Annotated in this window: 18 protein-coding genes and 1 pseudogene; 16 read left to right on the top strand and 3 right to left on the bottom strand. The window is 69.9% G+C overall.

Translation table 11 applies throughout. The features are described from left to right. Window positions 1-132 precede the first annotated feature (132 nt). Complete coding sequence (locus AC07YS_RS23185; RefSeq protein ID WP_495269103.1) at window positions 133-5,787, top strand: autotransporter-associated beta strand repeat-containing protein; 5,655 nt, start codon at window positions 133-135, stop codon at window positions 5,785-5,787. Between the two features lie 10 nt (window positions 5,788-5,797). Here the strand turns inward: AC07YS_RS23185 and AC07YS_RS23180 are convergent, their stop codons facing one another. After that, on the bottom strand, window positions 5,798-6,832 hold the full coding sequence (locus tag AC07YS_RS23180; protein ID WP_159272324.1) for an AraC family transcriptional regulator: 1,035 nt from the start codon (window positions 6,830-6,832) through the stop codon (window positions 5,798-5,800). 139 nt (window positions 6,833-6,971) lie between these two features. On the opposite strand from AC07YS_RS23180, the gene AC07YS_RS23175 reads away from it, so the two are divergent. Genes AC07YS_RS23175 through AC07YS_RS23150 form a run of 6 tightly spaced genes read left to right on the top strand, consistent with a single transcriptional unit; the run spans window position 6,972 to window position 12,311 of the window. Further along, window positions 6,972-8,531, top strand: coding sequence for a long-chain-fatty-acid--CoA ligase (locus AC07YS_RS23175; RefSeq protein ID WP_495269104.1), 1,560 nt, complete (start codon window positions 6,972-6,974; stop codon window positions 8,529-8,531). 51 nt (window positions 8,532-8,582) lie between these two features. Continuing rightward, the gene (locus AC07YS_RS23170; protein WP_159272320.1) at window positions 8,583-9,767 is read left to right on the top strand and encodes a lipid-transfer protein; all 1,185 of its coding nucleotides are present in this window, start codon (window positions 8,583-8,585) and stop codon (window positions 9,765-9,767) included. Between the two features lie 14 nt (window positions 9,768-9,781). Further along, window positions 9,782-10,222, top strand: coding sequence for a MaoC family dehydratase N-terminal domain-containing protein (locus AC07YS_RS23165; RefSeq protein ID WP_070059441.1), 441 nt, complete (start codon window positions 9,782-9,784; stop codon window positions 10,220-10,222). A gap of 14 nt (window positions 10,223-10,236) precedes the next feature. Further along, a complete protein-coding gene (locus tag AC07YS_RS23160; RefSeq protein WP_307636904.1) occupies window positions 10,237-10,653 on the top strand; it encodes a MaoC family dehydratase in 417 nt (138 codons plus the stop codon). A gap of 37 nt (window positions 10,654-10,690) precedes the next feature. Beyond that, on the top strand, window positions 10,691-11,521 hold the full coding sequence (locus tag AC07YS_RS23155) for an SDR family NAD(P)-dependent oxidoreductase (protein WP_495269105.1): 831 nt from the start codon (window positions 10,691-10,693) through the stop codon (window positions 11,519-11,521). 1 nt (window position 11,522) lies between these two features. Beyond that, window positions 11,523-12,311 (top strand): enoyl-CoA hydratase/isomerase family protein, encoded by a 789-nt coding sequence (locus AC07YS_RS23150; protein ID WP_495269106.1) that lies wholly within the window; start codon window positions 11,523-11,525, stop codon window positions 12,309-12,311. Between the two features lie 21 nt (window positions 12,312-12,332). On the opposite strand, the gene AC07YS_RS23145 is transcribed toward AC07YS_RS23150, so the two are convergent. Together AC07YS_RS23145 and AC07YS_RS23140 are read right to left on the bottom strand one after the other, a co-directional pair. After that, a complete protein-coding gene (locus tag AC07YS_RS23145) occupies window positions 12,333-13,250 on the bottom strand; it encodes a DUF2167 domain-containing protein (protein WP_495269107.1) in 918 nt (305 codons plus the stop codon). A gap of 80 nt (window positions 13,251-13,330) precedes the next feature. Further along, complete coding sequence (locus tag AC07YS_RS23140; RefSeq protein ID WP_095744821.1) at window positions 13,331-13,753, bottom strand: cupin domain-containing protein; 423 nt, start codon at window positions 13,751-13,753, stop codon at window positions 13,331-13,333. Here AC07YS_RS23140 and AC07YS_RS23135 point away from each other — a divergent pair. The 9 genes and pseudogenes from AC07YS_RS23135 to AC07YS_RS23095 form a co-directional block, all read left to right on the top strand. After that, window positions 13,752-14,045 (top strand): annotated as a pseudogene (locus AC07YS_RS23135) (ArsR/SmtB family transcription factor); the annotation flags it as partial. The gene AC07YS_RS23140 and the pseudogene AC07YS_RS23135 overlap by 2 nt on opposite strands. Window positions 14,046-14,194: 149 nt before the next feature. Continuing rightward, a complete protein-coding gene (locus tag AC07YS_RS23130; RefSeq protein ID WP_495269108.1) occupies window positions 14,195-14,677 on the top strand; it encodes an SRPBCC family protein in 483 nt (160 codons plus the stop codon). After that, on the top strand, window positions 14,674-15,948 hold the full coding sequence (locus tag AC07YS_RS23125) for an RNA polymerase sigma factor (RefSeq protein ID WP_495269109.1): 1,275 nt from the start codon (window positions 14,674-14,676) through the stop codon (window positions 15,946-15,948). The genes AC07YS_RS23130 and AC07YS_RS23125 overlap by 4 nt, the downstream gene beginning before the upstream one ends. A gap of 72 nt (window positions 15,949-16,020) precedes the next feature. Beyond that, window positions 16,021-16,401: a YciI family protein gene (locus tag AC07YS_RS23120; RefSeq protein ID WP_095744822.1), complete on the top strand. Its 381-nt coding sequence runs from the start codon at window positions 16,021-16,023 to the stop codon at window positions 16,399-16,401. Then, window positions 16,398-16,766, top strand: coding sequence for a YciI family protein (locus AC07YS_RS23115; protein WP_095744823.1), 369 nt, complete (start codon window positions 16,398-16,400; stop codon window positions 16,764-16,766). Before AC07YS_RS23120 ends, AC07YS_RS23115 begins: the two co-directional genes overlap by 4 nt. Further along, window positions 16,763-18,346 (top strand): MFS transporter, encoded by a 1,584-nt coding sequence (locus AC07YS_RS23110; RefSeq protein ID WP_495269110.1) that lies wholly within the window; start codon window positions 16,763-16,765, stop codon window positions 18,344-18,346. Before AC07YS_RS23115 ends, AC07YS_RS23110 begins: the two co-directional genes overlap by 4 nt. A 54-nt stretch (window positions 18,347-18,400) precedes the next feature. Beyond that, the gene (locus AC07YS_RS23105) at window positions 18,401-18,586 is read left to right on the top strand and encodes a hypothetical protein (RefSeq protein ID WP_062475744.1); all 186 of its coding nucleotides are present in this window, start codon (window positions 18,401-18,403) and stop codon (window positions 18,584-18,586) included. 33 nt (window positions 18,587-18,619) lie between these two features. Further along, window positions 18,620-19,732, top strand: a complete 1,113-nt coding sequence (gene aroC, locus AC07YS_RS23100; RefSeq protein WP_062475740.1) for a chorismate synthase — start codon at window positions 18,620-18,622, stop codon at window positions 19,730-19,732. Next, window positions 19,732-20,925, top strand: a complete 1,194-nt coding sequence (locus tag AC07YS_RS23095; RefSeq protein ID WP_495269111.1) for an MFS transporter — start codon at window positions 19,732-19,734, stop codon at window positions 20,923-20,925. The genes aroC and AC07YS_RS23095 overlap by 1 nt, the downstream gene beginning before the upstream one ends. The last annotated feature ends 35 nt before the right edge of the window (window positions 20,926-20,960 follow it).

Here is a 20,960-nt window from a genome sequence, read left to right as displayed (position 1 = left end):
GCCGTGGCGACGATCACGAATGCCCAGGGCGGCAGCGTGTCTGGCGGCAATGGCGGCAATGGAGGAGCGGGCGACGGTGTTGCCCTCGCCGGGGGGGCTGTCGGTAATGGCGGCAGTGGTGGCCGAGGTGGGGTGGGCCTCTCGCTCTCAGGAGCCGGGCTTTCACTTGTCAACGCCGGCAGCATCACCGGTGGCAACGGCGGCACAGGGGGCAGCAGCACGGACGCTGCAGCAGGCGCTGCGGGCGCGGGTGGAGAAGGCATCGTCGCCAGCGGTGCCTCGCGCATCGTCAGCAGCGGCACCATCTCGGGCGGGCTCTCTGGCGATGGCGTCACCCGCGCGAACGCCATCAGCTTCAGCGGCGGCAACGCTTCGCTCACGCTGCAGACGGGGTCGGTGCTGAATGGCCAAGTGGTTGCCCTCGGTAGCGGCAACACCCTGAATCTCCAGGGCAGCGGCAGCGAAGACGATGCGATGTCGGGCTTCTCGAGCGTCCATGCCCACAGCGGCAGCCAGTGGACGCTGACGGGCGCGTTCCTGCCCACGGGCGACCTCACGGTCACCGTCGACGGCACCGGCCCAATGCCTGCGCATCTGGCCATGAACGGCGTTATTTCCGGCGCCGGCAGTCTCACGGCCGACGGCGGCGGCACGCTGGCGCTGGGCGCCACCAACACGTACGCCGGCGGCACCACGATCAGGAACGGCACCACGGTGCAGATCGGCACGGCCGGCGCGCTCGGCGCCGGCACAGTCACGCTCGACGGCGGCAAGCTGGCCGCCACCGCGAGCCTCGACCTGACCAATGTCCTGGTCTTCGCCGGTGGACAGCGCAGCACGGTGGCTGCCGCCAGCGGCAAGGCCTTCGGCATCGGCGGCGACCTGCACCTGGGCACCGGGGCGACCGTCGTCTTTGGCAGCGCCGCTGAAAACGGCATCATCCGCCTGGGTGGCGGCCGCAACGGCAGTCTCGGGGGGAACGCGGCGATCGTCGTGGCCGGCGGCACGCTGCAGGCGGCAGACGCCAGTTTCCTCAGTTTCTTCTTGTCCTACGCTGCTTCCACCACGGTGGACAGCGGAGCCACGCTCGACCTGAACGGCTCCAGCGCCACCCTCCGCAACCTGCAGGGCGCCGGAACGCTGAACACCCGGACTGGCAACGGCCCGACCCAGACCACGACGGTAGAGTCCGGAGCGTTCTCGGGCGCGATCACCGGCACGGGCCAGTTGGTGAAAACGACGGCGGGCACCCTGACCCTGACTGGCGCCAACACCTACAGCGGCGGTACCGTCCTCAACGACGGCACGCTGCAATTCGGCGCCGCATCGGCCCTGTCGCAGAACACGGCGTACACCCTGCTTGGCGGCGTGCTCGACCTGGGCAGCTTCAACCTGCGTGCATCGAGCCTGTCGGGCACCGCAGGCGCCGTTCAGCTGGGCAGCGCCACCCTGACCGTCGGGTCGGCCAACGCCAGCACCACCTTCGCAGGCAGCATCGACGGCACGGGCTCGCTGGTCAAGGAGGGCTCGGGCACCTTGACGCTCTCGGGCCCGAACACCTACACCGGCGGCACGACGGTCAGCGCGGGCACCTTGCAGATCGGCAGCGGCGGCAACAACGGCAGCATCACCGGCAACGTCACCAACAACGCGTCACTGGTCTTCAACCGATCGAACGATGCGGCTTTCGCGGGCGACATCACCGGCAGCGGCAGCGTGACGAAGACCGGCGCGGGCGCGCTGGTCTACACCGGCAACGCCACGCACACCGGCGGCACGACCATCGACAGCGGCACCCTGGAGATCCGCGACAGCGGCAGCATCCTCGGCAGCATTGCCAACAATGCCGCGCTGGTGTTCAACCGCAGCGCCGACACCACCTTCGCCGGCAACATCAGCGGCTCCGGCAGCCTTCTGCAGAAAGGCGCGCGCAAGCTGACCCTGACCGGCGACAACACCTTCACGGGCACCACCACCGTCGTGGCCGGCAACATCCTGCAGATCGGCGCGGGTGGCACCACCGGCAGCATCACGGGGAACATCAGCAACGACGGCGACCTGGTCTTCGACCGCGCGGGCGAGCTGAGTTACGCAGGCGTCATCAGCGGCTCCGGCACCCTGTCCAAGAACGGCACGGGTGTGCTGGAACTGACGGGCGCCAGCACCTACACCGGCGCGACCGAGGTCAACGCCGGCACGCTGCGCGTGAACAACACCACCGGCAGCGCCACGGGCACGAGCACGGTGCAGGTCAAGAACGGCGCCACGCTCAGCGGCGGCGGCACCATCTCGGGCCAGGTCACCATCGCCAACGGCGCGACGCTGGCCCCGGGCAGCAACCTCGGCACGCTGACCACTGGCATGCTGCGCTTCGACCCGGGCGCCTTCCTGAGCTACGAGCTGGGCCAGGCGGGCGTGCCGGGTGGCCCGCTCAACGACCTCGTCAAGGTCAACGGCGGCCTCGTGCTCGACGGCACGCTCAACGTGGCGGAGGCGCCCGGCGGCACCTTCGGGCCCGGGCTGTACCGCCTGATCAGCTACACCGGTTCGCTGATCGACAACGGCCTGAACATCGGCACAGCGCCCGCAGGCACGGCGGCCGGCGACCTGCACGTGCAGTCGTCCGTGCTCGGCGAGATCAACCTGATCAACAGCAAGGGCGTGTCGCTCGGCTTCTGGGACGGCGCGGGCGGTGACGCCACCCAGTACAACGACGGCAAGATCGGCGGCGGCTCCGGCACCTGGCGCATCGGCCGCTCCGGCCTCAACGACCCGTCCGACAGCTGGACCGGCGCCAACGGCAAGACCAACACCGGCTGGCAGCAGAACCAGTTCGCGCTGTTCGGCGGCGCGGCCGGCACGGTCCGGGTGGACAACACGGGCGGCGCGATCAGCATCGATGGCGCGCAGTTCTCCACCAGTGGTTATGTCGTCAACGGCGATGCACTGACGCTGGGCAATGCCAGCACCGTCGTCAAGGTGGGCGACGGCACCGCCTCGGGGGCGCAGATGCAGGCCACCATCGCGTCGGTGCTGAGCGGCGCGGGAGGCCTCACGAAGGACGACCTGGGCACGCTGGTCCTCCAGGGCGCCAACACCTACACCGGCGGAACGCTCGTGCGCGCCGGCACGCTGCAGGGCGACACCACCAGCCTGCACGGCGCCATCGTCAACGACGCCCGGGTGGTCTTCGACCAGGTGGCCAGCGGCAGCTTCGCGGGCACGATGAGCGGCGCGGGCAGCCTGCGCAAGATCGGCGGCGGCGAGCTGCTGCTCACGGCGGCCAACACTTACAAGGGCGGCACGCAGGTCGATGGCGGCACGTTGAACGTGGGCGCGACGGGCGCGGTGGGCACCGGCCCCGTGGGCGTGAGCAGCGGCGCCGGCCTGGTCTTCAGCGGCAGCGCGGACGCGGAAAGCCTGCAGATCACGGCAGGCGCCGCCCAGTCGGGCAACGGCGGCTTCGTCCAGTTCCAGGACAACGCCTCGGCCGGCCACGCGACCTTGACCGCGCATGCCGGCGGCTCGATCGACTTCCGTGGCAACGCGACCGCCGGCAACGCCACCATCGAGAACCGGGGTGGCCAGGTCACGGTCTCGTTCGACGCCACCGCAGGCAAGGCCCACATCACTAACCTCGCCGGCGGCTGGACCAACCTCTGGGACAACGGATCGGCCGGACAGGCGACGATCGTCAATGAGAGCAACGGCACGTTGGACATGCAGAACGACGCGACGGCCGCTCAGGCGCGTGTGGTGAACAAGGCGGGCGGCACGGTTCGCATCGCCCGACTCGCGGCTGCTGGTACGAGCATCGGCGCGTTGGAAGGGGCGGGCCGCGTGCTGCTTGGCGCCAAGGCGTTGACAACGGGTGCCCTGAACACCGACACCGAAATCTCGGGCGTGATCTCCGGCATCGGCGGCTCGCTCGTCAAGGTCGGCACGGGCGTGCTCACGTTGTCGGGCGAGAACACCCACACCGGTGGAACGGCCCTGCGCCAGGGTCGCCTGAACGTGGGCCACAGCCAGGCATTGGGCACCGGGACGCTGTCGATGGACGACGACACCACGCTGGGCTTCAGCGCGAACGGCCTGACGATCGCCAACACCATCAAGCTCACCGGCAACAACGACCCCGTCATCGACACCGGTGCATTCAGCGGCACGCTGAGCGGTGCGATCAGCGGCGGCGGCTTCATCACCAAGCAGGGCACGGGCACGCTGACGCTGTCGGGCGCCAACACCTACACCGGTGCGACGAACGTGGCGCAAGGCACGTTGAAGGCCGGCGCGGTGAACACGCTGAGCGCGGTTTCGGCACACAGCGTGGCCACAGGTGCCACGCTCGACCTGGCGGGCTTCAACCAGACCATCGCTTCATTGGCCAACAGCGGCACTGTGTCGCTGGCCGGCGTGACCGCAGGCACCACGCTGACAGTCAAAGGCGCCTACGTCGGCACGAACGGCGTGCTCAAACTGAGCACGGCACTCAACGGCACCGGCCCCGCCGACCGCCTCGTGCTCGATGGCCCCAGCGCTGTCGCCAGCGGCAAGACCCAGGTGCAGATCAGCAACCTCGGCGGCCTGGGCGCACTCACGAGTGGCAACGGCATCGAGGTCATCACCGCACAGAACGGTGCGACGACCACCGCGCAGACCACGAAGGACGCCTTCTCGCTGGCCGGCGGCCATGTCGACGCAGGCGCCTACGAGTACCGCCTGCACGCCGCCGATGCGAAGGGCGCGGGCGAGAACTGGTACCTGCGCTCCACCACCGACGCGGTCGCGCCGGGTCAACCGGTGGGCCTGCCCGTCGTCACCTACCGCCCGGAAGCCGCGCTGTACGCCGCGCTGCCGGGCCAGCTGCGCCAGGGCAACCTCGCGATGCTCGGCGATGTGCGCAAGCGCGTGGGCGACGACGATGTGAAGGGCGCCGCGAGCACACCGACGGAATCGGACCGCCGCGCCTGGGCCCGCGTGCTCTCCACCGACCTCGACATCCAGCAGGGCGGCACCGTCTCGCCCACCAGCAAGGGCCGCCTCACCGGCTTCCAGGCGGGCACCGACCTGCTCGCCACGCCGAACTGGCGCGCCGGCCTGTACGTCGGCCAGCTCGACGGCGATGCCCGCGTGAGCGGCTTTGCCAGCGGCATCCGCCACCTCGCGGTGGGCCGCAACGACCTGCGCAGCCAGTACGTTGGCGTGTACGGCACCTACACCGCCGACAGCGGCTTCTATGCCGATGCCGTGGTGCAGTCGGGCCGTCACCGCTACACGGTCGAGCCGATGCTCGGTGCGGGCGTGGGCGGCAAGGGGAACAGCCTGCTGGGCTCGATCGAAGTGGGGCAGGCGTTCGCGATCGGCGGCAGTGGCTGGCGCATCGAGCCGCAGCTGCAGCTGATCCACCACCACATGGACCTGGGCAACTCGGCCATCGCCGGAGCCATCGCGCAGCCCCAAGCCGACAGCGGCTGGATCGCCCGCGCGGGCGTGCGGGTCAAGGGCCAGATCGACACCGGCCTGGGCGTGCTGCAGCCCTACGGCCGCGTCAACATCTACAAGACCTCGAGCGGCACCGACATTGCACGCTTCGTGAACGGCGCGACCACGACCGACATCGTGGCACCGACCGGCGGCACCAGCACCGAACTCGCAGGCGGCTTCACGCTGGCGTTGAGCCAGACGACCAGCCTGTACGGCGAAGTCGGCAAGCTGTGGTCGTCGGGTGGCGATGCCAAGGTGAAGAGCTCGATCAACGGCTCGCTCGGCGTGCGGGTCAAGTGGTAGGCGGGTAGCTTCAGGCCTCGGGGTCGGGTCCAGGCCGTCGCCGGTACGACCCCGGCGCCCCACCGGTCCAGGTCTTGAACGCGCGCTGGAATGCCGCGCTGTCCGAAAAGCCCAGCTCCTCGGCCAGCGCCGCCAGCGGCACGGTGCTGGTGTTCAGGCGCACGATGGCCACGTCGCGCCGCAGCTGGTCCTTGAGCGACTGGAACGAGGTGCCCTCGGTGGCCAGGTGGCGCTGCAGCGTGCTCACCGACATGTGCAGGCTGCGCGCGGCCGTGGCCAGGTCGGCCCAGGCCGGGCGGTGCTGTTGCAGCACGGTGCGCACGCGCGCGCTCACGGCCAGTTCGCCCAGCGGCGGCAGGATCACGTGGGCCGGCGCGGCCGCCAGGAAGTCGCGCATGGCCCGCGCGTCGCGGCGGATCGGCGTGGCCAGCGCGCTGGCGTCGAACCACACGGCCGACAGCGGCTGGCCGAACTGCAGCGGCGCGGGAAACACCTTGTTGTAGCGCGCCGCGTAGGGCGGCTGCTCGAAGCCGAAGTCGAAGCGACGCGCCGTCAGCCGGCCGCCGTGCAGCCAGGCAAAGAGCCGCCAGTACACGCGCAGCATCAGCTCATGCAGGAAGTTCAGCGGCGCGCTCGGCATGCCCTGCACCCGCAGGCCGAAGCCCGCGAGCGGCCCTTCGTGCAGCAGCACCATCTCGAGGTCGTCCTGCAGCAGGCTGAAGGTGCGGGCCACGCGCCGCAGCGCCACTTCGAGCGTGGGGGCGCCCATCGTGGCGCGGGTCATGAGCGCGAAGCTGCCGCAGCGCAGGCGGCGCGACAGGAAACACAAGGCTTCGTCGTCCAGCCGCTCCATCAGCAGCGCGAACAGCGCCACGTACTGCTCGGCCGTGACGCGCGCGCCCGGCGCATCGAGCAGGGCGGGGGCGATGCCGGCATCCTGCAGCGCGGTGTCGATGCAGATGGGGGCGTTGTCGCCGCGCGCGCGCACGCCCGAGAGCATGCCCTGGACGAACACGATCGGGATGGTGACGGGCGGTTGCAGCATGCGTGAGCGGATCAGACCCGGTGGCGGCGCGGGTGTCGATTGAGGTTTTCTGCCATGCGGGCGATGCGATGCGCAATCGCCGCGGCACGGCGCGGTTTCTACCATGCGCCTACACAAGAACCGAACGGAGACAACCGCCATGTACCTGACCCAGTCGCTGCACCGCAGCGTGCAGCAGCACCCCGACCGGATCGCCGTGCGCGCCGCCGGCCGCACCCTGAGCTTTCGCGCCTATGCCGAGCGGGTCGCGCGTTTGGCGGGCGCCCTGCAGGGGCTCGGCATGCAGCCGGGTGACCGCGTCGCCATGCTGGCGCTCAACTCGGCGCGCTACCTCGAGTACCAGATGGCCGTGCCCTGGGGCGGCGGCGTGCTCAACCCCTGCAACATCCGCTGGTCGGCCGCTGAAATTTTGTATTCGCTCGAAGACTCGGGCTCCTCGCTGCTGCTGGTGGACGACACCTTCCGCGCGGTGGTCGAGCAGATGCGCGGGCAGGCGAGCAGCCTGCGCGAGGTGATCTACTGCGGCGACGGCCCGACGCCGCCCGGCATGCTCGGCTACGAGGCGCTGCTGGAAGCCGCCGCGCCCGTGCCCGACGCGGGCCGCTGCGACGACGACCTGGCCGGCATCTTCTACACCGGCGGCACCACCGGCTTTCCCAAGGGCGTGATGCTGAGCCACACCAACATGGGCAGCTCGGGCCTGGCCCTGCATGCCGAAGGCCTGGCTGCGCCCGACGGCTGCTACCTGCATGCCGCGCCGATGTTCCACCTGGCCGACATGGGCCTGGCCGCGCCGCACTGGCTGGAGGGCAACACGCACGCGATCATTCCGGCCTTCAGCCCTGAAGCGGTGCTGAACGCCATCGAGCAAGACCGCGTCACGCACGCGCTGCTGGTGCCCACCATGATCCAGATGCTGGTCGACCATCCGGCAATGCGCGAGCCGCGCGACCTGGGCAGCCTGAAGTGCATCACCTACGGCGCCTCGCCGATCTCGGAGGCGGTGCTGACCCGCGCGATGGCGGCTTTCCCGGGCGTGGACTTCGTGCAGGCCTACGGCATGACCGAGCTGTCGCCGCTGGCCACCGTCAACCCCGCGCGCAACCACACGGCCGAGGGCCAGCGCCGGGGCAAGTTGCGCTCGGCCGGCCGCGCCAGCTACTGCACCGAGGTGCGCATCGTCGACGCCGAGGGCCTCGAGGTGCCGCGCGGCACGGTGGGCGAGGTCGCGGTGCGTGGGCCCAACGTGATGCAGGGCTACTGGAACCAGCCCGCGCAGACCGCCGCGGCCGTGCGCGGCGGCTGGATGCACACCGGCGACGGCGCGTACATGGACGACGACGGCTACATCTTCGTGGTCGACCGCCTGAAGGACATGATCATCAGCGGCGGCGAGAACATCTATTCGGCCGAGGTGGAGAACGCCATCAACCAGCATCCGGCCGTGGCGGCCTGCGCGGTCATCGGCATCCCCAGCGAGGAGTGGGGCGAGGCCGTGCATGCGGTGCTCGTGCTCAAGCCGGGCCAGCAGCTGGCGGCCGACGTGCTCATCGCGCACTGCAAGGCGCTGATCGCGAATTACAAATGCCCGCGCAGCGTGGCGGTGGTCGAGGCACTGCCGCTGTCGGGTGCCGGCAAGGTGCTCAAGACCCGGTTGCGCGAACCGTTTTGGCAAGGGCGCCAACGAAGCGTAGCCTGACGGTTTTCGAACTCTCTCTTACTTTCCATTCATTCATTTCAGGAGCCCCCCATGAGCCAGGATGTCCACGTCGTCGGTGTCGGCATGATCCCCTTCACCAAGCCGGGCGCGAACCAGCCCTACCCGCAGATGGCCGCGCACGCGACCAACGCGGCCTTGAAAGACGCCGGCATCGGCTACGAGCTGGTGCAGCAGGCCTACGTCGGCTACGTGTACGGCGATTCGACCGCCGGCCAGCGCGCGCTGTACGAAGTCGGCATGACCGGCATTCCGGTCGTCAACGTCAACAACAACTGCTCCACCGGCTCGACCGCGCTGTTCCTGGCGCGCCAGGCCGTGGCCAGCGGCGCGGCCGACTGCGTGCTGGCACTGGGCTTCGAGCACATGAGCCCCGGCGCGCTGGGTGCGGTGTTCAACGACCGCCCGAGTCCGTTCGATCACTTCGAATCGATCACCGACGAGCTGGTCGGCAACGAGCAGGTGCCGCTGGCGCTGCGCTATTTCGGCGGCGCCGGCCTGGCGCACATGCAGCAGTACGGCACGCAGATGTCGACCTTCGCGAAGATCCGCGCCAAGGCCAGCCGCCATGCGTCGAACAACCCGGTGGCGCTGTTTCGCACCGTCGTCACCGAAGACGAGGTGATGGCCGCGCCCGTGATGTGGCCCGGCGTGATGACGCGACTCATGGCCTGCCCGCCCACCTGCGGCGCCGCAGCCGCCATCGTCTGCTCGCCGCGCTTCGCCGAGCGCCACGGGCTGGACCGCAGCGTGCGCATCAAGGCCCAGGCCATGACGACCGACCGCGCCATCACCTTCGAGGCGCGCGACATGCGCGAGGTGGTGGGCTTCAGCATGGCGCAGGAAGCCGCGCAGAAGGTCTACGACGCGGCCGGTGTCGGCCCGCAGGACATCGACGTGGTCGAGCTGCACGACTGCTTTGCGCACAACGAGCTCATCAGCTACGAAGCGCTCGGCCTGTGCCCGGTGGGCGGCGCGGAGAAGTTCGTGGTCGATGGCGACAACACCTACGGCGGCAAGGTCGTCACCAACCCGTCCGGCGGGCTGCTGTCGAAGGGCCACCCGCTCGGCGCGACGGGGCTCGCGCAATGCACGGAGCTGGTCCAGCAGCTGCGCGGCACGGCCGAGAAGCGCCAGGTCGAAGGCGCGCGGATGGCGCTGCAGCACAACCTCGGGTTGGGCGGCGCCTGCGTGGTCACGCTGTACGAACGCGTCTGAGGGCAGGGCCACCCATGATCGACAAGAAATGGATCGGCCACGAGCTGCCCGCCTCGGTGCTGCCCATCGAGCGCAGCCGGCTGCAGTTCTTCGCCAAGGCCATCGGCGAGACCGACCCGGTCTACACCGACGCCGCTGCGGCGCGCGACGCCGGCTACCCCGACCTGCCCGCACCGCCGACCTTCCTGTTCGCCGCCGAGCTGGACTCGGGCGCTTCGGACCAGTTGCTGACTGACCTGCAGATCCCGTTGTCGAAGCTGCTGCACGGCGAGCAGAGCTTCAGCTACCACCGCCCCGCCTGCGTGGGCGACACGGTGACGGTGCGCTCCACCATCAGCGACATCTACGACAAGAAGAACGGCGCGCTCGAGTTCGTCGTGAAGACCTCGCGCGCCACCAACCAGCGCGACGAACTCGTGGCCGAGCTGCGCACGGTGATCGTCTGCCGCCACTGAAGAAAGAACCTGCGATGACCCTCCGCTACGACACCGTCCAGGTCGGCGACGAACTTCCCGCGCTGCAACTCCCGCCGGTGAACCGCACGACGCTCGCGCTCTTCGCGGGCGCCTCGGGCGACCACAACCCGATCCACATCGACACCGACTTCGCGCGCAAGGCCGGCATGCCCGACGTGTTCGCGCAGGGCATGCTGGGCATGGCCTGGCTCGGCCGGCTGCTCACGCAGTGGGTGCCGCAGGCGCAGCTGCGCCGCTTCGACGTGCGCTTCCAGGGCATCACGCACCTGGGCCATGCCGTGCGCTGCACCGGCCGCGTGGTCGAGAAGCTGGAACACAACGGCGAGCGCTGCGTGCGCGTGGAAGTGCTCAGCGCCAACCAGCACGGCCAGACGCGCATTGCGGGCGAGGCGCTCGTGGCGCTGCGCTGACCCCTTGAACGAACGAAAGAAAGAAGAGAGAAGAGACATGACACCCAAACTCGAAGGCAAGGTCGCCCTCATCACCGGCTCGGGCCGCGGCATCGGGCGCGCGATCGCGCTCAAGCTCGCCAGCGAAGGCGCACGCGTCGTCGTCAACGACCTCGACGCCGAACCGGCCGAGGAGACCGTGCAGGCCATCCGCGCCGCGGGCGGGCAGGCCGTGGCCTGCGTCGGCAGCGTGTCGGCGACGGACTTCGCCGAGCGCTTCGTCGGCACGGCGGTGAACGAGTTCAAGGGCCTGGACATCATCGTCAACAACGCCGGCTACACCTGGGACAGCGTGGTGCAGAAGATGACCGACGAGCAGTGGTACGCCATGATCGACGTGCACCTGACGGCACCGTTTCGCATCCTGCGCGCCGCGCAGCCCGTGATCCGCGCGCTGGCGAAAACCGAGGGCGAAGCGGGCCGGCGCGTGGTGCGCAAAGTGGTCAACATCTCGTCGGTGGCCGGGCTCTTCGGCAATGCGGGGCAGGCCAACTACTCGACCGCCAAGGCCGGCATCGTCGGCATGACGCAGACGCTGGCCAAGGAGTGGGGCCGCATGAACGTCACGGTGAACTGCGTGGCCTTCGGCTTCATCCAGACGCGGCTCACGGCCAGCACGGCCGAGGCCACCACGGCGAACATCGAGGGGCGCGAGATCAAGGTCGGCGTCAACCCCGGCCTGCTGGCGATGATGGAACAGTCGATCCCGCTGGGCCGCGGCGGCACGCCCGAAGAGGCGGCCGGCGCGGTGTACCTGCTGTGCGCGCCCGAGTCGGATTACGTGAGCGGCCAGACGCTCATGTGCACCGGCGGGCTCACGGGGATCTGAGATGCAGTTCGAAGAAGGCATTGCCTGGGGCGTGCAGGACGGCATCGGCCGCATCGTGCTGAAGCGGCCCGAACGCGCGAACTCGGTGTCGCTGGCGAGCAGCCATGCGCTGGCGCGCGCCATCGACGAGGTGCTCGAAGCGGCGCCGCGCGCCATCCTGCTGACCGGCGAGGGGCGCGTGTTCTGCGCGGGCGGCGACATCGAGAGCTTCGTGGCGGCGGGCGACAAGCTGCCCGAGCTGGTCGACGCCATCCTCGACCGGCTGCATCCCGCGCTGCTGCGGCTGGCCCAGAACCCAGCGCCGCTGGTGGTGGCGGTGAACGGCACGGTCGGCGGCGCCGGCGTGGGGCTGGCGCTGTGCGGCGACTTCGTGCTCGCCACCGAGTCGATGAAGCTGCGCACGGGCTACGCGGCCATCGGGCTCTCGCCGGACGCGGGGAGTTCGTATTTCCTGTCGCGCCGCATCGGGCCGGTGCGCGCGCAGCAGTGGCTGATGCTGAGCGACGCGATCGACAGCGCGCGCTGCCTGGCGGCGGGTGCGGTCGATGCGCTGTACCCGGACGCCGAACTGGCGGCGGCCGCCGAAGCGCTGGTGACGCGGCTGGCGAACGGTGCCACCGCATCGTTCGCGGGCATCAAGGCGCTGTGCGGGGGGGCCACCGAGCGCCCGATCGAAGAACACTTCGAGATGGAGCACCGCCTGCTGCGCCGACGCGCGGGCAGCGCGGATGGGCGCGAAGGCGTGAAGGCCTTCACCGAAAAGCGCGCACCGCGCTTCTCGGGCCGCTGAGCGCGGCGGGCTGCTGCAGGCTCAGCTCTTCTTCTTGAAGAGCTTCGTGAGGCCCCACAGCGCCGCGCCGCCCGCCACCACGGCGACCTTCGCGAACTTGGCCAGGAAGGCGAGGGCGACCGCGAACAGGCCCAGCTTCTTCGCGGCCGCGCCGGCCACCAGCGCGGCCAGGCCGTAGGCGGCGACCTTGTCGGTGGACGCATTGAAGTCCGCGTACTTCTTGCCGTCGTCGTACTGCAGCGCGCCGAGCAGCTTGGTGGCGTCGGGCTTGTACTTCTCGAGGTCGTTCGCGTTGGTGATGAGGTTCAGGCTCAGGTAGCCCTCGCGGCCCAGCGCGTAGGTGTTGTAGTTGACGCCGGGGTTGCCGCCGTCGCTGCCCTTCTTCTTCGACAGGGCCGACCACACCAGCCGGTGCGTCGCGGCGTCGTACTGCGGCTTCTGCGCCCAGCCGGTGACCTCGATGCCCGGGATGCCGCGCTTGGCGCGTTCCTCGTTCGCGGCCTCGGTGCCTTCCTTCAGGCTGGTGAGCAACTCGTCGGCGTTCCAGTCCTTGGCGTCGTCGTCCTTGATGTAGCCCTCTTTCACGAACTTCACGACCGCCATCCAGTCGCCGTCGTCGGCGGGGAAGATCGCGCCGATGAAGGTGTCGTCGGTGCGGTTGCCCATACTGCGCATGAGCTGCGCGGCGGCGGGTGTGGGCACCCAGACGTAGCCGGCGGGCAGCTTCAGGTGGGCCTGGTCGCGCAGCGTGATGTCGGCGGGGCCGGCTTTCTGCACGGCCTTGGCGGCCTTGAAGGCGGCTTCCTGCTCGGCTTCGAGCGAGCTCGCGGTCGAGGCGGTGGAAGCGGTGGTGGGGGATGCGGCGTTGCTGATGTGGGTGGCCGTCAGGGCGCACGCGAACAGCAAGCCGGCCGTCAGGCGGGCAGTATGAATACGCAAGTTCTCTCTCCTCGGTTGTTGTCGTTTCTGGTGAGACGCGAGGAGTTTATCGGCGCGCGAAGCCGCGCCGGCCGTGGGTTTCAGGGCCAGGGCGTGGGCGGCGGAATTTCACACACCGGCTCGACGTCGATGCTCTTGAAGTCGGCCGGCGAGACGATCTCCAGGTACTCCATGTCGGGCGAGTAGTCGAAGAGAAAGTGGCGGATGCCGGGGCGCTGGTGCACCACGTCGCCGGCCTCGACGCGCGTCTCCTTGTCCTCGTACATGAAGCGCGCCCAGCCCTTGAGCATGATGACGATCTGGAAGTCCGCCTCGTGGCGGTGCCAGCCGGTGCCCGCTTCCGGTGCCATGTTGGCCTTGACCAGGTGCGCGATCACCTTGCCGTGGGTGGCGGCCGCAATGCCGAGGTCGCGGTACAGGAAGAAGTCTCGCAACCCGCCCGAGACGTAGTCGGTGTCACCGGGCTTGACGTGGGAGAACTGGGTGGCGGTTCGGTCCAGCATGGGCGCTCCTTCGCGGGGGATGATGCTGCGATGCAGCATGCATAAACCGTTCCTGCGCACGGCCCATTGCTTGACGGCCCGCAGGCCGCTCCAGATACTCAACCGCATGGTTCACTCAGATGCCCTGGACGCCGTGTTTGCGGCCCTGTCCGACCCGACCCGCCGCAGCGTGCTCGAAGCGCTGGGTGAGGGTGAGGGCGGCCTCAGCGTGACCGAACTCGCCGAACCGCACGGCATGTCGCTGACCGGCTTCATGAAGCACCTGCGCGTGCTCGAAGGTGCCGGCCTCATCTCGCGCACGAAGGCGGGCCGCGTCGTGCGCTGCGAGCTGTCGCCGGGCCCGATGCAGGAGGCTGCCGTGTGGCTCTCGCGCTACGAGAAGTTCTGGACCGGCCGCCTCGATGCTCTGGCGCGCTTTCTCTACCACCAGGAGGACACCGAATGGCGAAACCTTCCCCCGGCCCCACCGCCGGCCCCGGCACCGATCGCCCCTCGCTCACGCTCCGCCGGCACTTCCGCGTCAACCCCGCCAAAGTCTGGCGCGCGTGGACCGACCCGCAAGCGCTGAAGCACTGGTTCGGCCCCGCGGAAATCGTCGATGTGCCGCTGGCCGAGGTCGACCTGCGCGTGGGCGGGCGCTTTCGCGTGACCATGTTGGCGGCCGACGGTGAGACGCACGACGTGAGCGGCACGTACCTCGAGGTCGTGCCCGAGCGCCGGCTGGTCTTCAGCTGGGCCTGGCGCAGCACGCCCGAGCGCGAGTCACGCGTCACGGTGCAGCTCGAGCCCGACGCGGGCGGTTGCGAGCTCGTGCTCATGCACCAGCAGTTCTTCGACGAAGCGGCGCGCGACGGCCACAACCACGGCTGGACCGGCTCGCTCGTCAAGCTCGAGCGTTGGCTGGCCGGCGGCGACACCGGGTGACGGAACAACCGACGGCGATCGCCGACACGCTCGACGCGATCTACCGCAGCGAGTCGCGCCGCATCTTCGCCACGCTGGTGCGGTTGCTGGGCGATTTCGACTTGGCCGAAGAAGCCCTGCACGACGCCTTTCGCGCCGCGCTCGAACAATGGCCGCGCGAAGGCGTGCCCGCCAACCCGCGCGCCTGGCTGGTGTCGGCGGGGCGCTTCAAGTCCATCGACGGCCTCCGCCGGCAGGCGCGCTTCACCGCGTGGGACGAGGCCACCGCCCACACCGACACGCTGGCCGACCCCGCGCCCGCCTGGCACGAGGCCGACCCCGATGCCGATGCGCTCGAGGACGACCGCCTGCGCCTGGTCTTCACCTGCTGCCACCCCGCGCTCGCGCCCGACGCCCAGGTGGCGCTCACGCTGCGCGAGGTCTGCGGGCTGGCGACCGAGGAGATCGCGCGCGCCTTTCTCGTGCCCGCGCCCACCATCGCGCAGCGCATCGTGCGGGCCAAGGCGCGCATCCGCGATGCGGGCATTCCGTACCAGGTGCCGGGCCTGGCCGAACTGCCCGAACGGCTCGATGCCGTGCTGCGCGTGGTGTACCTCGTGTTCAACGAAGGCTATGCGGCCTCGTCGGGCCAGAGCGTGACGCGCGCCGACCTCTCGGCCGAGGCGATCCGGCTCGGGCGCTTGGTGGCTGAACTGCTGCCCGACCCCGAGGCGCTGGGCCTGCTCGCGCTGATGTTGCTGCACGACGCGCGCCGTGCCGCGCGCACCTCGGCGCAGGGCGAACTCGTGCTGCTCGACGCGCAGGACCGCAGCCTGTGGCACCGCGGGCAGATCGGGGAGGGCGCGGCGCTGGTCGAGCGCGCGCTGCTGTCGCGTCGCTTCGGCCCGTACACCTTGCAGGCCGCCATTGCCGCGGTGCACGCCGAAGCGGCCGAGGCCGCCGCCACCGACTGGCCGCAGATCGTCGGCCTGTACGACGTGCTGCTGCGGCTCGACCCTTCGCCCGTGGCCGAACTCAACCGCGCGGCGGCCGTGGCGATGCGTGACGGGCCGGTGGCCGGGCTGGCACTGATCGACGCGCTGCTCGCGCGCGGCGAGCTGGCCCGCTACCACCTGGCGCATGGCGCGCGTGCCGAACTGTGCCGGCGGCTGGGTCGCACCGACGATGCGAGAGCCGCCTACCTGCAGGCGCTGTCGCTGGTGCGGCAGCAGCCCGAGCGGCAGTTCCTGGAGCGGCAGCTGGCGTCCTTGTCGGACACGAAAAATATTTGATGCCCCTTGTCGATTCCGGCCGTCGCCGTTCGACCAGTGATGTCCTCACTCAAATTTGCAAGGAGATTCCGTATGAAATACCTCTGCCTCGTTCACTGCGACGAAGCGGTGCTTCGCGCGCTGCCGCCCGACGAGCGCCGTGCGCTCAATGCCGATTCGATGGCCTACGACCGCCTGCTCGAAGCCGCCGGCCACTTCATCGCCGCCGAGGCGCTGAGCCCGGTGCGCGCCGCCAAGGTCGTGCAGGTGCGCCAGGGCCAGCGCTCGCACGTCGACGGCCCCTACGCCGAAGCCCGCGAGCAGCTGTGCGGCTTCATCCTGGTCGAGGCGCGTGACCTGAACGCCGCGATCCAGCTGGCGGGCCGCATTCCGATGGCGCGCTACGGCGCCATCGAGGTGCGTCCCATCGAGGTCATGGAAATGATCGAAAACCCCGAGGGGAATGCCGCATGAGATACCTTTGCCTGATCTACGGAACCGACGCGCAGACGAGCCACTTCTCGGCGCAGGACATGGACCACTACATCAACGAACACATCGACTACGACGCCCATCTGCAGGCGCTCGGCAAGCTCGTCGTGGCCGAGGCCTTGCAGCCGGCCGGCACGGCGGTCACGGTGCGCATGCGCAACGACAAACTCTCGGTCACCGACGGGCCGTTCGCCGAAACCAGCGAGCAGCTGGGCGGCTTCTACCTGGTCGAGGCCGACAGCGAGGAGGAGGCGTTGCAGCTCGCGGCCGGCATTCCCTCGGCGCGCTTGAGCAGCATCGAGGTGCGCAAGGCCTGGTCGGCAAGCGACAGCGGAGCCGGCCCATGAGCGGCGCACCCGACCGGGCGGCGCCCGCCCGCGCCACGGCGCGCGAATGGACGGGGCTGGCCGTCATCGCGCTGCCCTGCATGCTCTATTCGATGGACCTCACGGTGCTGAACCTGGCGATCCCGTCGATCAGCGAAGACCTCAAGCCCACCGCCTCGCAGCTGCTGTGGATCGTCGACATCTACGGCTTCTTCGTGGCCGGCCTGCTGGTCACCATGGGCACGCTGGGCGACCGCATCGGGCGGCGCCGGCTGCTGCTGATCGGCGCGGTGGCGTTCGGCGTGGCCTCGGTGCTCGCGGCCTTCTCGACCAGCGCCAACATGCTGATCGCCACGCGCGCGCTGCTGGGCGTGGCGGGGGCGACGCTGGCGCCGTCCACGCTCTCGCTCATCCGCAACATGTTCCTCGACCCGGCGCAGCGCACCGTGGCCATCGGCGTGTGGATTTCGAGCTACTCGGCCGGCGCGGTCATCGGCCCGGTGCTGGGCGGCGTGCTGCTGCAGTTCTTTCCGTGGGGCTCGGTGTTCCTCATCGGCGTGCCGGTGATGGTGCTGCTGCTCGCGCTCGGGCCGTGGCTCTTGCCCGAGTACCGCGACCCCGACGCGGGCGCGCTCGACCTGGCCAGCGTGGCGCTCTCGCTGGGCGCGGTGCTGGCCGCCATCTACGGCATCAAGCAGGTGGCCGAGCACGGGCCCGACGCGGTGTCGCTGCTGGCCATCGCGGCCGGTGCGCTGCTGGGCTGGCTGTTCGCGCGCCGGCAGGGGCGGCTGGCCAACCCGATGATCGACCTGCGCCTGTTCCGGCTGCCGGCCTTCAGCGTCTCGCTGGGGGCCTACATGCTGGCCTGCTTCGTGATGTTCGGGCTCTTTCTGTACAACGCGCAGTACCTGCAGCTGGTGCTCGGCCTGCCGCCGCTGGAAGCGGGCCTGTGGAGCATGCCGGGCGCCGGCGCCTTCATCGTCGGCTCGATGATCGTGCCCGCGCTCACGCGACGCCTGTGCCCGGCCTACGTGATGGGCGGCGGGCTGGTCGTGGCGGCGCTGGGCTTCGGCATGCTGGTGCTGCTGCCGGCGCAGGGCGGGCTGGCCTGGATGGTGACGAGCGCGGTCATCTCTTCGCTCGGCCTGGCGCCGGTGTTCACGCTGGCCACCGACCTGGTCGTGGGCAGCGCGCCGCCCGAGCGCGCGGGCGTGGCCTCGGCCATCTCGGAGACCAGCTCCGAGTTCGGCGGGGCGCTGGGCATCGCCATCCTCGGCAGCGTCGGCGCGGCGATCTACCGCGCGGCCATGGCCGACGCCGTACCGGCCGGGCTGGCCGGTGCGGCCGCGGTCGAAGCCGCCCGCAGCACGCTCGGCGGAGCGGTCGCGCTGGCCGGGGAACTGCCCGGTACCACCGGCGCCGCGCTGCTCGATGTGGGGCGCGACGCGCTGCTGCGCGCCTTGCGGTTGGTGGCCGGCCTGTGCGCCGTGGTGCTGCTGTTCGTCGGCGTGCTGGTGGCGGTGCGCCTGCGCAGCGTGGGCGCGTCGCATGCGCAAGAGGGCGCCGTACCCCCGGGCGGCGCCGCATTGCCGGAGCGTTGACGAGCCTCCATACTGGGGCTTCCACGACGCACCCCACGACCGAACGGAGGCCCCATGAGCAACGAACTGCGCAAGAAGCTGCATGACCTGGCGGAACTGTCCGACAGCACCTCCGACCCGCAGACCAAGGCCATCGTCGAGGCGATCCGGCTGCAGACGGCGGTGCTGAACGAGCGGCTGTTCAGCATCGAGCTGCAGCTCGGCGCGCTCGCCAAGCGCATGGAAAACACCACCGACTGAGTCGGCTGCTGCTTTGTGGGGATAATCCCCGGCATGAGCGGCAACACCTTCGGAACTCTCTTCGCGGTCACCAATTTCGGCGAGTCGCACGGCCCGGCCATCGGCTGCGTGATCGACGGCTGCCCCCCGGGCATGGCCCTGAGCGAGGCCGACATCCAGGGCGACCTCGACCGCCGGCGCCCCGGCACCAGCCGCCACGTCACCCAGCGCAACGAGCCCGACGCGGTGCAGATCCTGTCCGGCGTGTACGAGGGCAAGACCACCGGCACGCCCATTGCGCTGCTGATCCAGAACACCGACCAGCGCAGCAAGGACTACGGGCAGATCGCCCAGCAGTTCCGCCCCGGCCACGCCGACTTCACCTACTGGAAGAAGTACGGCATCCGCGATCCGCGCGGTGGCGGGCGTTCTTCGGCACGGCTCACGGCGCCCATGGTCGCGGCCGGCGCGGTCGCCAAGAAGTGGCTGGCCGAAAAATACGGGATGGTGTTCCGCGGCTGCATGACGCAGATCGGCGAGATCGCCATTCCCTTCGAGAGCTGGGACCACGTCCCGAACAACCCCTTCTTCGCCCCCATCGCCGACGTGAGCGCGCTGGAGGACTACATGGACCGCCTGCGCAAGGCCGGTGATTCGTGCGGCGCGCGCATCCGCGTCACCGCCACCAACGTCCCCGTGGGCCTGGGCGAGCCGCTCTTTGACAAGCTCGACGCCGAGATCGCCTACGCCATGATGGGCATCAACGCGGTGAAGGCCGTGGAAATCGGCGCCGGCTTCGACAGCGTCACGCAGCGCGGCACCACGCACGGCGACTCGATCACGCCGACCGGCTTCCTCAGCAACAACGCGGGCGGCATCCTGGGCGGCATCAGCTCGGGGCAAGACCTCGAGGTGAGCATCGCGATCAAGCCCACCAGCTCGATCATCAGCCCGCGCCAGTCGATCGACATCCACAACAACCCCGTCGAAGTCATCACCAAGGGCCGCCACGACCCGTGCGTGGGCATCCGCGCCACGCCCATTGCCGAAGCCATGCTCGCGCTGGTGGTGATGGAACACGTGCTGCGCAACCGCGCGCAGTGCGGCGACGTGAACCCGCCCGTCGAGAAGAGCGAAGCTGCGTCGCCGCAGTCGTCCTTCCTGTAGTGTCGACGCCGCCACCTGTGGCCGCCGGGCGCGGCCACCTGTTGGCATTCGCTGGCCTGTCGGCCAGCTACTTCGCGCACATCGGTTTCTTCAACCCTTACCTGCCGCTGTGGCTCAAGGACCTGGGCCTGCCGATCTTCACGATCAGCCTGCTGGCCTCGGTGCAATCGATCACGCGCGTCTTCGCGCCCTATGCCTGGGGCGCGCTCAGCGACCACACCGGCCAGCGCGTGAAGCTGCTGCGCTTCAGCGCCGCGGTGGCGCTGGCCAGCTCCTTCGGGCTGTGGTGGCACGGCGGCGCCTGGTGGCTCGCGCTGGTGCTGCTCGTGATGTTCACGCACACCAGCTCGATGATGTCGCTCACCGAAGCGGCCATGGCGCAGATCGTCGCGGGCGACTGGGGCCGCTACGGGCGCATCCGCCTGTGCGGCTCGGCCGGTTTCCTGGTCACCGTGTTCGTCGCGGGCGAGTGGTTCGAGCGCTTCGGCATGAAGCACTTTCCGTACTGGGCCGCCGGCACGCTGGCCGTGGTGTTGCTCGCGACGATGAAGCTGCCCGACCTGCGCGAACCGCCGGCTGCGCACGACGCCGTGAAGGAGCCCATCGGCCCCGTGCTGCGCATCCCTGCCGTGCGATGGTTCTTTGCGTCGCTGTTCTTCCAGGTGATGTCGCACTTCTCGGTGTACGCGTTCTTCTCGCTGTACCTCGATTCGATCGGCTACGGCAAGAGCACCATCGGCCTCTTGTGGGCGCTGTCGGTGGTGGCCGAGATCGTCTGGTTCTTCCTGCAGGGCCGGCTCATCGGCCTGCTGCCGATGCCGCGCTGGATGCTGGTGTGCGGCATTGCCGGCGTGGCACGGCTCGGCCTCACGGCCGGGCTGGGCGGCTTCATCGCGGCGCTGGTCATCGCGCAGTGGCTGCATGCGCTGAGCTTCGCGGCGCACCACACGGCCTGCATCGCCGTGGTGTCGCGCCGCTTCCCCGGCCACCTGCGCGGACGCGGGCAGGCGCTGTTCACGGTGATCGGCTACGGCTTCGGCGGCGTGCTGGGCGTGTTGCTCGGCGGGGCGGTGGCACAGGAGCTGGGCTATCGCACGATGTTCGCGCTGGCGGCGTTGCTGGCGGTGGCGGGCACGTTGTGCGCGTGGCGGATGGTGATGCACGAACCGTCGGGGCGCGCGGCCAAGGCCTGAACCGGATTCAGGGGAGGGCGCTTCGGGGGTGAGGT

This window comes from Variovorax sp. GW458-11-26-14-LB1 (assembly GCF_059423965.1).
This window is presented reverse-complemented; position numbering and strand designations above follow the sequence as displayed.

Excerpts from the sequence above, each read along its gene's own strand:
- AC07YS_RS23180 (WP_159272324.1), bottom strand. The coding sequence starts at position 6,832 with ATGCTGCAACCGCCCGTCACCATCCCGATCGTGTTCGTCCAGGGCATG.
- AC07YS_RS23175 (WP_495269104.1), top strand. The coding sequence starts at position 6,972 with ATGTACCTGACCCAGTCGCTGCACCGCAGCGTGCAGCAGCACCCCGAC.
- AC07YS_RS23170 (WP_159272320.1), top strand. The coding sequence starts at position 8,583 with ATGAGCCAGGATGTCCACGTCGTCGGTGTCGGCATGATCCCCTTCACC.
- AC07YS_RS23165 (WP_070059441.1), top strand. The coding sequence starts at position 9,782 with ATGATCGACAAGAAATGGATCGGCCACGAGCTGCCCGCCTCGGTGCTG.
- AC07YS_RS23160 (WP_307636904.1), top strand. The coding sequence starts at position 10,237 with ATGACCCTCCGCTACGACACCGTCCAGGTCGGCGACGAACTTCCCGCG.
- AC07YS_RS23155 (WP_495269105.1), top strand. The coding sequence starts at position 10,691 with ATGACACCCAAACTCGAAGGCAAGGTCGCCCTCATCACCGGCTCGGGC.
- AC07YS_RS23150 (WP_495269106.1), top strand. The coding sequence starts at position 11,523 with ATGCAGTTCGAAGAAGGCATTGCCTGGGGCGTGCAGGACGGCATCGGC.
- AC07YS_RS23140 (WP_095744821.1), bottom strand. The coding sequence starts at position 13,753 with ATGCTGGACCGAACCGCCACCCAGTTCTCCCACGTCAAGCCCGGTGAC.
- AC07YS_RS23130 (WP_495269108.1), top strand. The coding sequence starts at position 14,195 with ATGGCGAAACCTTCCCCCGGCCCCACCGCCGGCCCCGGCACCGATCGC.
- AC07YS_RS23120 (WP_095744822.1), top strand. The coding sequence starts at position 16,021 with ATGAAATACCTCTGCCTCGTTCACTGCGACGAAGCGGTGCTTCGCGCG.
- AC07YS_RS23115 (WP_095744823.1), top strand. The coding sequence starts at position 16,398 with ATGAGATACCTTTGCCTGATCTACGGAACCGACGCGCAGACGAGCCAC.
- AC07YS_RS23110 (WP_495269110.1), top strand. The coding sequence starts at position 16,763 with ATGAGCGGCGCACCCGACCGGGCGGCGCCCGCCCGCGCCACGGCGCGC.
- AC07YS_RS23105 (WP_062475744.1), top strand. The coding sequence starts at position 18,401 with ATGAGCAACGAACTGCGCAAGAAGCTGCATGACCTGGCGGAACTGTCC.
- aroC (WP_062475740.1), top strand. The coding sequence starts at position 18,620 with ATGAGCGGCAACACCTTCGGAACTCTCTTCGCGGTCACCAATTTCGGC.